Here is a 15,897-nt window from a genome sequence, read left to right as displayed (position 1 = left end):
ATTTCAAAATGTCCTCTTTGGTTTGTAGAAGCATAATAATTGTCTTAAAGATTGTAAACGAAAAAGCCCAAGCAAAATGCTTGGGCTTTTGATGCAGAGGAGGAGGGATTCGAACCCCCGGTACCTCGCGGTACAACGGTTTTCAAGACCGCCCCTTATAGCGTTTAAAGCCATGTTTTCATTTTGAGTAAAATAAATTCTGGTGCTGTTTGGATGGTTTTGCCACCAAATAGCCACCAAAAATGTTCCGTACTAAAATCATTCTAAAATCAGTCAGTAAGCTTACAAATCTTGGAAATTTAGCCATAGAGGTCACTTTTAAGTCAAAGTCCAAAAGAACAAGGGTTTATATTCCAACTAAAGAAAAGGTAATTAGCCACCATTTTTTAGGTAGTAAAATATCTAGATCACATCCAGATTACAAGGCAATTTGGGTGAGAGTTGAGGGAATTCATGCAGAAGTGAAGCAGGTTTTGAATGATCTTGAGAAAGAATTTGGATTCTGTACTGCAGAATTATTCAGAGAGAAGTTCTTTCAGCAAGAAGAGCCTAAGGATGAGGATTTAATCTCTTATTTAAATGGGTTTATAGAGCTCAAGAGGTTGACCCTAAAGCCTAAACTAGTCTCAAAACTTGAGGCTATTAGAAATCATTTAAATGATTTCTTAAGTGGAAAAAAGATTTATCCCATAGAATTCAATCAAATGTTCGTTAATGAATTGTCTAAATTTTGGAGGGATGAAAAGGGGTTACAACCCAATACCATCGCTAAGAATTTTAAGTTTATTAGACAGTTTTTAAATCATCTTTATCATGAAGAAATTCTGACCTCTTCAAAATATCAAAGACTCCAATATCCTAAGGAAGTAGAGACTTTTGCAATAGTTCTTACAAAAGAAGAAGTGAAATGCTTAATCAACTATCAACCTGAAACCTCTTCTTTGGAAAGGGTAAAGGATTTATTTTTGGTGTTGATATTTACTGGACTCAGATTCAGTGATGCTGTCAGGATAGCACCTTCTTGGGTCAACAGAGACTTCTTAATGGTAAACACCCAAAAGACAGGAGAGAGAGTATCCATACCTTTGCACTCTCATTTAAATGAATTACTTCTGAAATATGAGTTTGATTTGAAACCCCTGCACATTTCAAATCAAAAATTCAATGACTACGTGAAGGTTCTATGTAAAAATGCTGGAATCAAAGATAAAGTGGAGGTAGTGAAATATTTGAAAGGAACCAAGGTATATGAAACAATTAGTAAACATAGGCTCATTTCCAGTCACACAGGTAGGAGAACCTTTATTACTAATGCAATCTTAGCTGGGATCCCTTTATCTGTAATTCAGAAAATAACTGGACACAGGAAGTTGAGTACTCTTCAAAACTACGTTAAGATTGTGGATGATTCTAAAAAGAATGAATTTGAGAAATTCTCAAACTACTTTAGTCAATAGGGATAATTTAATCTCCCCATATTGGATTAAGAAAATTAAAAGTAATATCTATAATATTTTTTTCCAGCCCTAGCCAAAAGGTTTGGCTATGCGCAGTGGTGGATTTTTGAGCACAAAACTGTCAACACACCACATAAATTGATGCGAGGTAGAATGTTCAATTAACCACTTCACCCACCCTTGGGCCAAAACGTCTGTTATTAACTACCCTTCTTTCCGTTTTTAGTTGTTTATCCATTCTGTTGTGGTGTAGTCGCAACCGTATAAGTAGTTAGTGCAACCGTAAAATTTATATATATTACCATTTTTTGATTTACCTGATTTTCTCAGCACAACATCTGCTGTTTTGCAAGTTGGACACTTCTTATTTGGTGACTGTCCGCTTTCAACTTCTAATTCTGCGATGAATTTAGATTTGTAAGAACTGTCAGTTACAAAATAAACTTTTTCTTTTGCTCTTGTCATTGCAACATAGAACAACCTTCTTTCTTCGCCATTTTCAAATTGGTCTGCTTCACTTAATAACAAATTCAAAACTTGGTCGTCAGACATTTCGGAAGGGAAACCAAATTTTCCAGAATTACAATTAAGGACTAAAATTATATCACCTTCTAGTCCTTTGGCTTTGTGAACAGTCATAAACTTAGCCTTAAGTCTTTTAATTTCTCCTTCTTCTGTCTTTACGCTGTATGAAATCACTTCATTTGTTTTGTCAATTTTGAATACAAAATTTCCGTTTTTAATTCTATCAATATCAAATCCATATCTACCAAGAATTATAATCTCTTTGTCTTCAATTTGGTCATCAAATTCAAATAGTTCATTAAATATCTTTTGAACCGCTAGTGTATCATCTTGATTGTCTGTTATTGAATAATGAATTTTATAATCTGTGTTCTTTGTGCTGGAAATTCCCTTTAATTCTTTTTTAGCTTGGTTTGGGTTTTTCTGTATGAATTCGCTCGATAGACTAATAAGTGGATTGTGAAAACGATAGGTTGTTTCAATTTTTGATTTTATTGTAAATCCAAAATAATTTTCAAACTCTTTGAAAAGTGCTATGTCACTACCACTGAAACGGTAAATTGACTGCCAGTCATCACCTACGCAAAATAGTTTGCAGGATGGATTACTGGTTTTGATTGCCTTTACTAATTGATAACGACCAATTGAAATATCCTGAAACTCATCAATGATAACATAGCTAAATTTCCGTTTGTGTTTGCCACTCGCGATATGCTTAGAGGCTTTGTTAATCATATCACTAAAGTCTATTTCGTTCCTTTCCTTTAGATGATTTTCGTAGCGTTCAAAAATTGGTTTAATGATTTCAATAAATAATGAATTTCTATCTCTGGAGAATTTGTTCTGAGTTTGTTTATTTCTATTGATAACATCTTTTATTGAATAATTATTTGATTTCATTAATGTTATGAAAGTCCCAAACAAAGTGATAAAACTATTTATTTCATCTTTTGCAGCCTCCGAAATAATTTTCCAAATCTCTTCTGGTGATTTAGGTTTAAGAATAACTCCTACAGACTTTAAATTTTTCGTTAGGTTTTCAAATAAAATACCTTCTCTCATTTCATAGCTGTAACTTTCAATTAATATTGTTCCATTTCTTCTATGAGTGTCTCGCTTCCATTCCATATCTGCACGATACTTTTCACTTGGAGAACGTGTTCCATCTCCTGTGAACCAACTCGGCACATTCCCGTTTCTAGAAATTCCAAAATGTTCTATATAAATTTTTTGTCCATTTTGAATTACTGTGAAATCAGGTTTGTATTGTCTGTAAGCTTCCGTAGCGGTGTCGTGTTCATAAGGGAATTCGTATTCATAGTTCACGCCATTAAACAAGAGGAAATTTGCTATTTTACACTCTTCAATGCTTTTGACTATTTCCATTTTGTAAGTTTTCTTTCCGTTTACTAGAACTTCTTTTAGTTTGTAGCTTTTAAAATTTTGGTCTTTAATGTATTGAATGTATTCACCTTTATTTTCAAATTCAAATTGCGATTTAGCTGTTTTTAAGAAGTTCGTAAAATACTCAGTGACTAATTGAAGGTAATTTGCACTCTTTATTAACTCCGAAAAATATCGTGTAAGCAAGGGTTTGAATTGTGCTTCTTCAAAAATACTTGGTTGTCTTCCTTCTACTTCAACTATAATGTCTTTTCCAAATTTGTGGAAGGTTTTTGCTTCTACTCCTTCAATATCAATTCTCTCGGCAAGTGTTGTGGCAGATTTATTTGTGAATGAAATGAGTAAAATCTCTTCTGGTCGAACTTTATATCTTTTAAGAACATAGTTTACTTTTCCAACAATAGTTGTTGTTTTACCAGAACCTGCACCTGCAATAACAATGTTATTGTCTTCATCTGTTACAACTGCGGTTCTTTGTTGAATATCAAGTTTTCTTCCTTCAATATTGTCAAAGAACTTGCTGTATGTTTTTAGTTCTTCCTTTATAAATTGTTTATTGAAGTCATTTCTCAAAGCCGTAGCATTATTGAAATAATAATTAAAAGTCTTGACTGAATTAACTTCTTCACTTGAAAGATTAATGAATTCAAAGAGTTTCCCTTTGATTTCATTAAAAAGATTTGTTTGCTCTGTTTTCCAAGTTGTCAGTTGATAGTTTGTGAAATATCCGGTTTTAAGGTCGATGTATTTTGCAAATTTGTTTTTAGCTGTCCTTATCCTGTCTAGCTTTGATTTGAAAAAGTCGTATAGCTTTTGTCTTTCTATTTCACGTTGTCTAGCTTTTTCAGCTTCAAGTTCTTTCTTCTTCCGTTCATTTTCCTGATGTCTGCGGTAAAACCAAACAACTATTATAGTCAATAAAATAAGTAATAGAAAACTTCCAATTTCTTTCATTTAATGCTGTTTGTGGAGTACTGTTGTCTTAGGGTTGCTGATAACGTTTCTTAGGTGCTGTTAGCACCAGAATTTTTTGTACCAATTAGTTTTTGGAATTCATCCTTCAGCTGAATTTTTACTTGGAATATATTCTCGTTCAATAGCTTATTAATATATTTTCTTAATTCACTCTTTTCTTTCACAAGTGATTTGTCTATTGAAATCAAGGTTTTATTATTCCCATAACTCTCAAAAATCCCCAACTGAACAATCAATTCATTGTAGTTTATCATTTGATGGTAAAATATTTTAGATGTTTCGTCAGCAAAAAATATTTCATTCTTATGAAAAAAGATGTTTAATGAATAAATATCTTCTGCTATTTCTTCAATAATTTTATCTTCTGGATTCTGAATAGCTTTTTTTGCTTTGATTTCAATTTCTATAAGCTTTCCATAAACATCTTTGATAACATTAGCTCTGTCTTTGTGTAGGTCGGAAAATTTCACTTGATGTTCAAAATCGATTTTTCTCAACTTATATTCAAATTCTTTTAATTGACCCTCTAGCTTGTTTTTGTAAGTTTCTAATCCTGCTGTAAAGAATTTTTCAATGAGTAGTTTTACCATCCAGACTGTAAAGCCTAAAACTGATGAAAGAGATAAATATTTTACAATTTCAACCCACATTTTATTCGGATTTAACAAAATCTTGATGTATGTAACCTTCCTTCCAATTTGCTCTCACTTTTACCCATTCTCCTTGCCTTTCAATCAAAAATATTTCGGTGTCTTTATCTAAGGATTTGAGTATATCATAATTTGTTCCTGGGCCTGCTCTCAGATTTACTTTTGAACTTGTTTTTCCTTCTTTATATTTACTAAGGTCAACCCGTTTGAATATGCAACCTTGGTAAGTGATTGTATTATTATCTACTAATTCAAAAAGACCTACTCCGCCTTGGTTAAACATATTTGAATTGATATAAATTACTCCGTTATCTATATGGTAATCTACTTTCATTTCTTGCTTTACGCCAAAGAAAGACATTGAATAATAGCACTTGCCATTTTTAAATGTAATCACCCCAATACTTGAGCAAGCTATCTCTTTGCCAAGTTCAACTCCCCATCCAAAAAGGCTTTCATCTTTCTTTTTCTCCTTAGGAACTTCTGTATATATGAAAGTTCCTTCCAGTTTATTGTAATTACAAGATGAAAGAACTATCGCGATGATAAAAAGTAAAATTATTGATTTCATGGTTCTTTAATTTTGGTGCTAACATTGGTAAAAAAGCAATTACGTGTATATCCATTATTGATTTTATTTACAGTTAGTTGTTAATCCATTGAATATCAATATTTTAAAATAATTAATCGACAACAAATGACAACAAACGTTTGTTGTTGGATAAATAGAATTGATAGAGAAATATATCATTTTACTTCTGATACCTTAACAAAACTATAAGAACGGCAACAAATTTTTTAGTTGCAATACCCAGTACAGGGTATTTTTTATTCAGGCTAACACTAAAAAAAGCCCACCAAATCATTTTGGTAGGCTGCGCGTTAAGTTAATAGGGTATTGCAACTTTTAATTAATTTAAGGATTAGTTTTCAAAAAACAAGCTTAACGTTCTTTAAATCCATTGAATCTTTGGCTAGGTTAAATTACATTCCATTATTATCCATATTACATAGCTACAGCCACCTTTTTTTCTTTTGTTTCCTGCATAAATTCCTTTTATCGATTGATTTTTATTGCTACAATAAATGAAAATAATCAATTTCATACTACACCCAGCATTGGGTATTTTTTGGCCAAAAGAATAACTTTTTTAAAGAAACACTTTAGTTTATTGAAATGACTACTCTTAATAAACTAAAATTATGACTAGTGTTTCACTTAAGAATTTGATCATATTGTAAAAAGCTTTTTAATGAAAGATTTATACTATAACACCATAAATGACGAGGAATTAAAAGCGAGACAGATCATGGCTAAAGAATGGAATCAATTTCAAGTTCCACAGGAGATTGATGAGCGAATAACTGAACTTATCTATTGGAATGAAGAAGATGAGCATGAAGTACTTTTAAAGCTCATGGATGAATTTGAGGCGATAGAATGTTACATCCAAAAGTGTCTCTGGTTTAGTTCAACAAATTACTATAAACGGAAGGAAGAAGAGGCTAAAGGAGCCTTTTATCAGAGTGCCTTTTGCAAGGATGCATGTGTCCCCAAAAGATTTAGAAGTTCTAGACAAGACTCAGCTATTTAAAAAGGAAAAAACTCACCCTTTCCAGTTGCTTTTATCAGTGGTCTAAGGAATTTCAAATTAAACTCTTATTTTTAACTGACTTATTTTTCAGCAAAAGCTCTAAAAAAATGACGTACAATTCACCCTTTAGAATTACTTAAATTGGAAAAACTAAAAGATGCGATTCGAAAAATTGATTTCGATGCTGAATCTTATGGTGGATTCAATGCTGGAGATTTTCAGTTTCAAAGGATGTTTTTTATGGAGGAGAAAACTCTTGAACAAACTTTTGAAGAGATAAATGTTTTTTTAACTCAAAACGGTTTCGAGAAATTAGATTTTTCTTTTTTTAAAAGGGAATTAAGTATTGAAAATGAGGTTGTCAGTGTATCAGCTGACCCTTATGTTAATGAATCAGATAGAAGACTCATACTTACTATTCAAAGATTTGACCCAATTGAAAACCCTATTGATCGTGTTTTTTTGGAGCTAATTAAACTTAAGAAAAAGTTTTCTGACCCAAAGTTTAATAGTAGCAAAGACTTATCTTTAGTTTTGAGTAAAGAGGCTCTAAAATTTTCGGAACTTTTTGTATTGAATGGTAATGAGAGTCCAAATCCAGAAAGATTAAAAGAACATCTGGCTAATATGTTTTTTTATGGTTTATTAATTCTTGGAAATCATGGGTTTGATTTTGAAGAAATCTTAATGGAGAAGATTAGAAAAGGTATAAAATGAAGTACAATACCGATATAAATGCATTTGGAGGAATCCAAGACTATCATATGGTGCATGAGGCACTTAGAAGCTATGCAAATGGTGAAATGGACCTAAAAAAAAGGATGATCCAAGACAATGTGTTTGGGATTCGAACTGAGGAAGGGAGAGGGAGATTTTATCGAGGAATAAAGTCTAGCATTCTTACATTTCAAAATGATGATCATCAAAGAATTTACAACTCATTTTTTAATGAATTGGACACAAGATTCCCATACAACTTGCTGGTTTTTTGGCAACTCGTGATTAATAACAAATTGTTCCAAATTTTGACACGAGACTTATATTTAAAATTTTATTTCCAAGGGAAAGCTACTATTACTGGGCAGGACGTTTTGTTTTTTATTGCTGATCTTAAAGAAAGAGATCAAGAATTTAAAGATTTGAATTGGACTCCTAAATCCATTGGACCAGTAGCATCAAAATATTTAACAGTATTAAGAAAGCTAGGACTTGTAGATGGTACGCAGAAAAAGGTTATCAAACATATCCAGATTTCAGATAATGAATTTACAACCTTCCTCTATTTGCTTAGTACGCTTTATCCAAGGAATGAAAATCTATTGAAAAATGATTTTCAGATATTTTCATTTGTATCTCCAGAAAGTTTTCCTGAACGAGTCAAGAAGGTCGCAAAAAAAGGGTTGATAGGAATGAGCTACACTGGTACTAAGCTTACAATAGAACCAATCATTGATTATAATAATCTAGCCGATGGCATTTATAGACGAGCATAAAGCAAAGTTTGATAACCTAAGAGCAAGCTTAGAAATCCAGAACAGGGATCAACTTCGCAGAAAAGCTAATGGAGGAAACAGTATCATCTTTATTTATCCCCCTAAAGAGGAAAAACTTTATTTGAATAAGTTGACTGAGTTTGATGACCAATTAAATCTAGTACAAATTGATATTGCAAAATTATTAATAGAATTTATTGATGAGGTTTCTATTGAGTCTATCGAGCGTAAGTACTCTATCTTTAAGGCCACACCACATAAAGTATTTTTGCCTTTTGTCCAAAGGATAATTAAAGCGATTCAAAAAGTTAATGATGAAGGAAAAAGCCCTGTTTTGGTAAGAACTGGTGCTTTGTATGGTACAGGAATAGAAAATGTAAACATCATGGAAAATAAAGTGGTCATGGGATTGACCCATCCACTCATTATTTTCTATCCAAGTAAAACTGAAAACGGCAACCTCTACTTCCTTAATTTCAAACCTGCATCTAAGTATAGATGTACTGTAATTGATTAAAATTATGACTACTATAAAAGATATTCTTAAGCTTGATCTTCAAGAAGATATAAAGAATGTAATTGACCTTGAGGATGTTTCTCAGGATGAGATTCAATCTGAGATTGAATCTTATATAATCACAGATGGATTGGGGAAACATTTATCCAAGTTCATTTCTCAATACACAAGTAATATTAAGGAAACAGGAGTTTGGTTATCTGGATTCTACGGTTCTGGGAAGTCATATTTTGGGAAAATGTTGGGCTACTTAATAGCAAACCCTAACATAAATGGAACTAGTGCTAGAGATCGCTTTATTCCAAGGCTCACAGGGGTAACTAACCAAAGTTTAATAGAGAACGATATTAGGAATCTGAATGCCATTAATAGCAAAGTGATTTTTCTGGATATCGCTAAGCAAAATACAGATAATGGATTAGCATTTACGCTCTTTGCTAACTTCCTAAAAAGCATAGGTTTTAGAGATGATGTTCTAGGTTACTATTCATTTCACCTTATGCTTAAGGACAAGTTTGATACTTTCCAAAGAGACGCAGCCCAATTATTAGGTGACTCTTGGGATCAAGATGAGGAAAACTTTATAGAAGCAATTTTTAAGGTTAACTCAGAAAAATATGGCAAGAGTGAAGAAATCACATCTCAAGTAATCAATACTTACAACAGCAACATTCAAAACTTTTCTTCAAGTAAGTTCAAAGAGGAGTTGGAAAAGTATCTGGTCAAGTTCCCAGATGAAAACTTGGTCTTTATTTTCGATGAAGCCAGTGAAGCACTAGCTCAAAAGAAGTTTAATTTATTGGATTTAGAAGCAATAGCAGAAAGCCTTTCATCAATTAGTAACAAAGTCTGGACAATAGCCATTGCCCAGGAGAAATTGGATGATGTAATTAACAATGCTAATGTTAATAAAAGTCAACTCACAAAAGTGACAGACCGCTTTAAAACTAAACTGCATCTTGAATCAACAGAGGTGGATGTTATTATTCGCAATCGCTTATTACTTAAAAAAGAGGATGCCTATCAAGATTTGGTAAATTACTACAAGAAGAACGAAGGCCAAATTAGTGATGCAACCAACTTAAAATCATCATTCCCAACTAAAACGACCACAGCTGAGCAGTTTGCCACCTACTATCCATTTCACAAGTACCAATTTGATTTATTACAAAAGTTTCTCTTCAGTTCAAATGCGCTCGTGGCAACACAGATTGCTGCTAGAGGCATGATCATTACCACATTTGATGTGCTAAGGAAAGAGATGAGAAATAGAAAGCTATATGGTTTCACCACAGCTCATGATCTATGCACAGAAGCACAAACTGCTCCACCTGCGGATCTGGTAAACAAATACAGCAATGCAAAAATTATTTTAGACAATAAAGGTGTATCCGTTGATGGTGAGCTTCTATTGAAGACATTACATTTTATCAATGAATCTGAACTCACTTCACCTACGGCAGAGAATATCACCAAAACCTATATAGCTGACATGGCATCGTATTATGATGTCAAGCCTAGTATTGAAAAAGCATTAGACTTACTGGTGGAGGCTAAAATTCTGTTGGTTTCTAACAACAATTATAAAATCACATCCAACCTAGAAGGTAAACTTCTGGAAGAGATGAAGGATTTTGATGTCGAATTGTTTGTAAAGAAAAGGGAGTTAGTAACATACCTTAAAAAGCTTCCTGTATTTAGACAAGTAGCAGTAATCAATGAAGACGCTGTTCCCTATAATTTTAATATTCTTACTGATTTGGATGATGAAATTATCCCATCCAACAATAAAAACCTTAGGCTTACTGTATACAGTTTATTTAATATTAATGAGGATCGACAAGATTTTATTGAAGGGATAAAATTGGACACTCAGTATCAAAAGGATTTAATAACACTTGTCCCTGATAACGGCAGATTTAATGAAATCGACCACTTACTCGAAGAAGTAAAACGCTATGGGTATATGGAAGGGAAGTATGCTAACGATGATGATGCCAGCAAAAGACAGATTATCCGTGAGTTTTCTACCATAAAGGAAGAAAAAGAGAAGGACCTAATCAATCTCATTGCTGAAGCCTATGCAAATGGCTCACTGATTTATTTGTTTGATGAGAACCTTTTAAATAAGGATAACTTCAAGGTGTCCACAAATGAGATACAGAGAAAGCTAATAAAAAATATTTATACCAAGCGGCTAAGTAAGCAACTTTCTGAAGCAGTAGGTATTCAGCTAATTAAGGAGGATAATGATGAGAAGCTACACAGATTCTTCTCTGGAGATGAGTTCAAATTCTTTGATACCAAAGGAAACTTTACAGGAGATCACTTAAAGATTATTGAAGAAATAAGTGCCAAAATAAAGACTAAATACATCGATGGGAAAAGTCTAGAAGAGGAATTGTCAGCAGCTCCCTGGGGTTTTTCCTATGGCTCTATCTCCACAGCACTAGCAGTTTTGTTTCGGGCAGGTAGGTTGGTTGTGAAATTTAATGATACAGAGTATTTCTCTTACACAGACAAAGCCTCTCATGAAGCATTTAGTACCAGTACAAAATTTAGATCTGCTCGTTTTAAGGCGATCACTAAAAAGTTAGACGCATCTCAGAAAAATTTACTCGTCCAAAGTCTGCTTGATTTAGATTTTGAAAAGTATACTGGTAATAAAATCACTTGGAATGTTAGTGATTTTGAAGCAGCGGATGCAATCACAAAATTAGCTGAGACTTTTATCACCTCTTTGAGCACTCTAAATAATACTCAAAGTGATTTTGATAGTTTATTCCCTAAGGCAAAGGAATATAAAAATACTCTTCAGTCATACAATTTTAAGACTACTGAAGCGAACTACATTGAAAAGGTCCAAGACTTTCTTCATGATAAGGAGAACTACATCAACGCAATAAAGAGTACTATACAAATAGAAAAATTCATTAAAAAGAATTTAGATAAAGTTAAAGGCTTTAAGCGATTTGTCAACTCTGTAGAAAGTGAGTTGGCAAAAGCAGGGATTCAAAATTCAACCATTGAAACCAATACGGTAACCTTTAATAATGCTATAAAAAGTGATGTAATTGAGCAATTTAAAGATATTCAAAATACTGCGCAAGCCATCAAGGATGCTTATTATGAGCTGATGACTGACAATGCAATTTCAATGAGCAGTGCCTATGAAGCCTTAAAAACTGGAATAGAAAAGGCTCTAGTATACCTTCACCAGAACTACCCTCCAGAGCTAAACTCTGTTAATAGAAATAGGCTTAATTCACTTTTAAACTACTGTGAGCCAAAAATTATTAATGGTGTTAAACTGGAATATCATATTGAATGTCAGGATTCCAACTTCTCCTTATCAGACATTATTAACTATACTGCTATTGCTCCTTCAAAAGAAGCGGAGCTAGAATTGGTCAAGGCTAGTTTTGTTAAAGAAGTTCCCCCAACCCCAACATCTGGGAAACCTAAATCACCTAAAAAAATGAATCTGACCATTGATAAGAAGGTGATGACCGCTGGGGAATATAGAAAGCTCTTAGCCTCTCAGATTCAGGGAATGGCAGGTATGCCTGATGAAGATCAAGTAGAAGTAACTCTAAATAATTAAGTAACCATGAAACTTTCAGAACATGTAGAGCAAATTCGTTCACTGATCATTAAGTCATTTGATAATCAATTCTCTCGATTAGGTGTGGGGACTTCTAAAATGATGGATCTAGAGCGGATTCCAACTGAATTACATAGCAAGCGAGAAAAAGTAGAAATTTTAATAACAAATCATATTGGAGAAACAGGAAGCTATGAAGAAGCCAGAGAAAAGGCATTAGATGAGCTTACTTTTACCCTATTCAATCGTCTAGCCGCAATTAAGGTCATGGAGGCACATCATCTGTTTCCTCCGATACTGACAAAAGAAGCTGAACATGGAGACCGTTCTTTTGGCCATAAGGTTTGGTTAGAAGAGCATCCTGAAATGCAAAATGAGGAGTTAGAAGGCATTCGTAACTATTTCAAGCATGAGTTCAATCTCTTAGGAGAATCCATCCCTTTATACCATAAAGATTACCCCTATGCCTTATTGCCTTATGTAATAGACCTAAACGAAATTGTAGATGCATTTAATAAGGTTGAGAAAGATTCAACTATTGAGGATGATATCTGGCAAAGTGATGATATTCTTGGTTGGCTTTATGAAAGCTACAACAACGTAAAAAAGCAAGCCCATAAGGATAGTGGTGATAAAACAGAATACAACAAAGTAAGTCTTCAATCTCAAGTATATACTCCCCGTTGGGTGGTTGAGTTTTTGGTCCAAAACTCACTAGGTAAATTATATTTGGAAATGTACCCTGATTCTGAAATCAAGGATGATTTCAAAATTGCCAATGCTCCACAAAAACGAATTAGAGAACCCAAACCTTTACATGAAATCAAGCTAATTGATCCTGCTTCAGGCTCAGGTAATTTTTTATTGTATGCCTTCGAGTTTTTCTACAAGCTCTACCAAGACCAAATAGACAATTTTGGGGCGGATTATGATGAAGACGGTATCGCACAACTCATTATAGAAAATAACCTGCATGGGGTTGACTTAGATGACCGAGCCATACAGCTAGCTCAATTGGGTTTATGGGTGAAAGCCAAGAAGAAGGTACGCTCTATTGGGAAATTGAACTTTAATGTGGTCTCGTCTGATTTCTTTTTGCCAGACTTTGAATTCGTGAACCACATTTTTAAAGAGGGTACCTCTGGTGCTAAGCAATTAGCCATTATAGAAGAAATTTGGGCTGACCTTCAAAACGCCTATAAGTTTGGCAGTTTAGTGCGGGTTGGCGAAAAGCTGAGCATACAATTGCATGGCTTACAACAGTCTAGTGGAATAACTCTTTTTGGGGAGCAAGAAGTGGAGGAATATGAACGCTTTAAAGGTGAATTCTTTAAGAACTTAGAAACAGCCGTAACACGCTTTGCTGCACAACAAGGCAATTCCTTTTTGACGGATAAAACCAAAGATGCCATTACCTTTTTAAGGCTGATTACCCAACGCTACGATATAGCTGCCGCAAACCCACCATATACAGATAGTGCTGATTTTGGACCTGACTTAAAAACGTTTGTTGACACCAATTACAAAAAGCCATACAAGTTCAATACAAACCTTTACGCAACGTTTATTAAGCGCTGTTTTGAATTAACAATTGAGCATGGAAAAGTAGCCATGGTTCACCCACCAACATTTATGTACATCAAAACTTTTGAGGATGTACGTAAATACATACTGGAGAAATCACACATTGATTTATTTGTTGAATGGGGTTACTTAGGAATGTTCAACCCATCAGCTAGGGTTGATGCTGCCATGTATGTGTTGGATAAAAAAGCTAAAGAAGGGGATTCAACATTTATTAAACTCAATCATATTTATGAAGGGAGACGTTATGAAGCTTTTGTCGATGCCTATGATAATTTAATTACCAATAACCAACACTCTAATAACTATAAACTCCCTCAATCCAAACTAAAAATCATCAAATCCTATCCTTTTATTTATTGGATTAGTGATGAGTTTAGGGAGAAGTTTACAGTTGGAATAGTTTCAGATGAAATAGATGTTGTTAAAGGTATCTCTTCTGGAAATAATCATCGTTTTTTACGTTTCTGGTATGAATTGAATAATGAAAATGAATTTGAAGAGGGGTGGAATTATTATACTAAAGGTGGCCCTTTTAAAAAGTGGTACGGTAATAACTGGCTCCTAATAGACTGGAAGAATAATGGGGATAATGTAAAAGATTATCCGTCATCAGTAATTAGGAATGAGAAATATTATTTCCAGCAAGGAATAACATATAGCGCAGCAGGCTCAAAAGGCACATCATTCAGATATATGCCAGAGAACTTCATCATTGATGCAGGAGGTCCAGGTATTTATCTTGCAAAGAATTATAAAAACATTAATTATACTCTAGGATTTTTCAATTCTAAACTAGCATTTTACATTATTAATTGTTTGAACCCAACAGTTAATACTAATCAAGGTGATTTAAAAAGGATTCCTTTTCTGATTCCAAAAACGACATTAGAAAAGCAGGTTGAAGAATTAACTTCTCAAAACATTAAGATTTCTGAATTATTTGATAGCTTCAGTCTTGTCGAATATAATTATGACAAATCTCCTTTTCTTTTCTATAATAACGGTGAATTAAAAATAAGGATAAAGAAGTTTTTTGATTTTGAGAATTATCTAAATACTCAAGTACTTATCAACGAAGCCATCATCAACGAGAAAATCTTTGAGGTATATGAGTTGACAGAAGCCGATAAAGCCATGGTATTGGCGAAAGAGGGTGAAAGTATTGGAGCATTGCCTGTAAGCTCAGCTGCCAAAGCTGCTTATCTCGCTAATGAGGTAGCAGAGTTTCCTTTGGATAACATTCGAGAATACATCCAAAACCTACCAGAACGAGAGTTTGAAGAAAGCACAAGAGAAGCCATAGAAAATGAGTTTCCACAACTCTACCAAAGCAATAACGATTTGGAAGAGTTTTGTATTCGTCATCAAATCAACCCAATAAACGTATGGTATTGGTTTAAGGAGAGTAACATTATCCCTAAACAACGCATGAACGATTTAGCCATGGAGTTCTTAGCAGATTTATTGCGTGAAATCTTAATGGAAGATGATGATGGTATTATTCCGCTCGTGCCTAATGCAGGAGAAAAAGTATTGCTCGATCGTATAGAAGAAAAGTTTATAGAAAAAGGGTTTAGCATGGCACAATATTCTAGCTTCGACAGTGTATTGGGTAGAGAGCTAAATCAATACATCAACAGCCACTTCTTCAAGGTATTTTCAGATCATCTCAACCTGTTTATGTACTTACCCAAAACACCGTTTATTTGGCATTTAACCTCTGGTCTAGAGCAAGGCTTTGACTGTTACATCATCATTTATAAATGGAACAGAGATAAGCTGTTAAGCATACGCTCACGCTACATAGAGCAAAGAGAACGCTCCCTAGAAAATCGTCAAAGTGATCTAAGAGCCAAAGGGTTGTTAACTGCGGCAGAGCAAACAGAACTGGATAAGATATATAGACAGCTGAAAGAAATAGAAAGCTTCAAGCAGAAGATAGACGAGCTGTTGGCTGAAGGTTATAACCCCATCTTAGATGATGGTGTGGGTAAAAACATAGCTCCATTACAAAAGAAAGGAATGCTAGCGTACGATGTGCTCAATGCTGGGCAGTTAAAGAAATATTTAAATGCGGATTGGTAACACGG

Annotated in this window: 10 protein-coding genes; 7 read left to right on the top strand and 3 right to left on the bottom strand. The window is 33.8% G+C overall.

What is annotated here, in order from left to right; all coding sequences use genetic code 11:
- Nucleotides 1-242: 242 nt before the first annotated feature.
- On the top strand, nt 243-1,457 hold the full coding sequence (locus tag AAGF08_RS09755; protein ID WP_343510968.1) for a tyrosine-type recombinase/integrase: 1,215 nt from the start codon (nt 243-245) through the stop codon (nt 1,455-1,457).
- A gap of 222 nt (nt 1,458-1,679) precedes the next feature.
- Here AAGF08_RS09755 and AAGF08_RS09750 read toward each other — a convergent pair whose 3' ends face one another.
- Genes AAGF08_RS09750 through AAGF08_RS09740 form a run of 3 tightly spaced genes read right to left on the bottom strand, consistent with a single transcriptional unit; the run spans nt 1,680 to nt 5,582 of the window.
- A complete protein-coding gene (locus tag AAGF08_RS09750; RefSeq protein WP_343510967.1) occupies nt 1,680-4,340 on the bottom strand; it encodes a UvrD-helicase domain-containing protein in 2,661 nt (886 codons plus the stop codon).
- A gap of 50 nt (nt 4,341-4,390) precedes the next feature.
- Entirely contained in the window at nt 4,391-5,011 is a 621-nt protein-coding gene (locus AAGF08_RS09745; RefSeq protein WP_343510966.1) for a hypothetical protein, read from the bottom strand.
- Nucleotide 5,012: 1 nt separating this feature from the next.
- Nucleotides 5,013-5,582 carry an SH3 domain-containing protein gene (locus AAGF08_RS09740; RefSeq protein WP_343510965.1) on the bottom strand — a complete coding sequence of 190 codons (570 nt, stop codon included), beginning with the start codon at nt 5,580-5,582 and terminating at the stop codon, nt 5,013-5,015.
- A 682-nt stretch (nt 5,583-6,264) separates the two neighbouring features.
- Here AAGF08_RS09740 and AAGF08_RS09735 point away from each other — a divergent pair.
- From AAGF08_RS09735 to pglX, 6 genes are all read left to right on the top strand, one after another.
- Nucleotides 6,265-6,606 carry a hypothetical protein gene (locus AAGF08_RS09735; RefSeq protein WP_343510964.1) on the top strand — a complete coding sequence of 114 codons (342 nt, stop codon included), beginning with the start codon at nt 6,265-6,267 and terminating at the stop codon, nt 6,604-6,606.
- A gap of 141 nt (nt 6,607-6,747) precedes the next feature.
- Nucleotides 6,748-7,323 (top strand): hypothetical protein, encoded by a 576-nt coding sequence (locus AAGF08_RS09730; RefSeq protein WP_343510963.1) that lies wholly within the window; start codon nt 6,748-6,750, stop codon nt 7,321-7,323.
- Entirely contained in the window at nt 7,320-8,099 is a 780-nt protein-coding gene (locus AAGF08_RS09725; protein WP_343510962.1) for a BrxA family protein, read from the top strand. The genes AAGF08_RS09730 and AAGF08_RS09725 overlap by 4 nt, the downstream gene beginning before the upstream one ends.
- Nucleotides 8,077-8,616: a hypothetical protein gene (locus AAGF08_RS09720; RefSeq protein ID WP_343510961.1), complete on the top strand. Its 540-nt coding sequence runs from the start codon at nt 8,077-8,079 to the stop codon at nt 8,614-8,616. The genes AAGF08_RS09725 and AAGF08_RS09720 overlap by 23 nt, the downstream gene beginning before the upstream one ends.
- Before the next feature lie 4 nt (nt 8,617-8,620).
- The gene (gene brxC / locus AAGF08_RS09715; protein ID WP_343510960.1) at nt 8,621-12,220 is read left to right on the top strand and encodes a BREX system P-loop protein BrxC; all 3,600 of its coding nucleotides are present in this window, start codon (nt 8,621-8,623) and stop codon (nt 12,218-12,220) included.
- Between the two features lie 6 nt (nt 12,221-12,226).
- Nucleotides 12,227-15,892, top strand: a complete 3,666-nt coding sequence (gene pglX, locus AAGF08_RS09710) for a BREX-1 system adenine-specific DNA-methyltransferase PglX (protein ID WP_343510959.1) — start codon at nt 12,227-12,229, stop codon at nt 15,890-15,892.
- Nucleotides 15,893-15,897 lie beyond the last annotated feature (5 nt).

The sequence above is a fragment of the Algoriphagus sp. SE2 genome (assembly GCF_039563885.1).
Classification (GTDB): Bacteria; Bacteroidota; Bacteroidia; order Cytophagales; family Cyclobacteriaceae; genus Algoriphagus.
The sequence above is the reverse complement of the archived record's forward strand: the minus strand, read 5'-3'. Positions and strand labels throughout refer to the sequence as shown.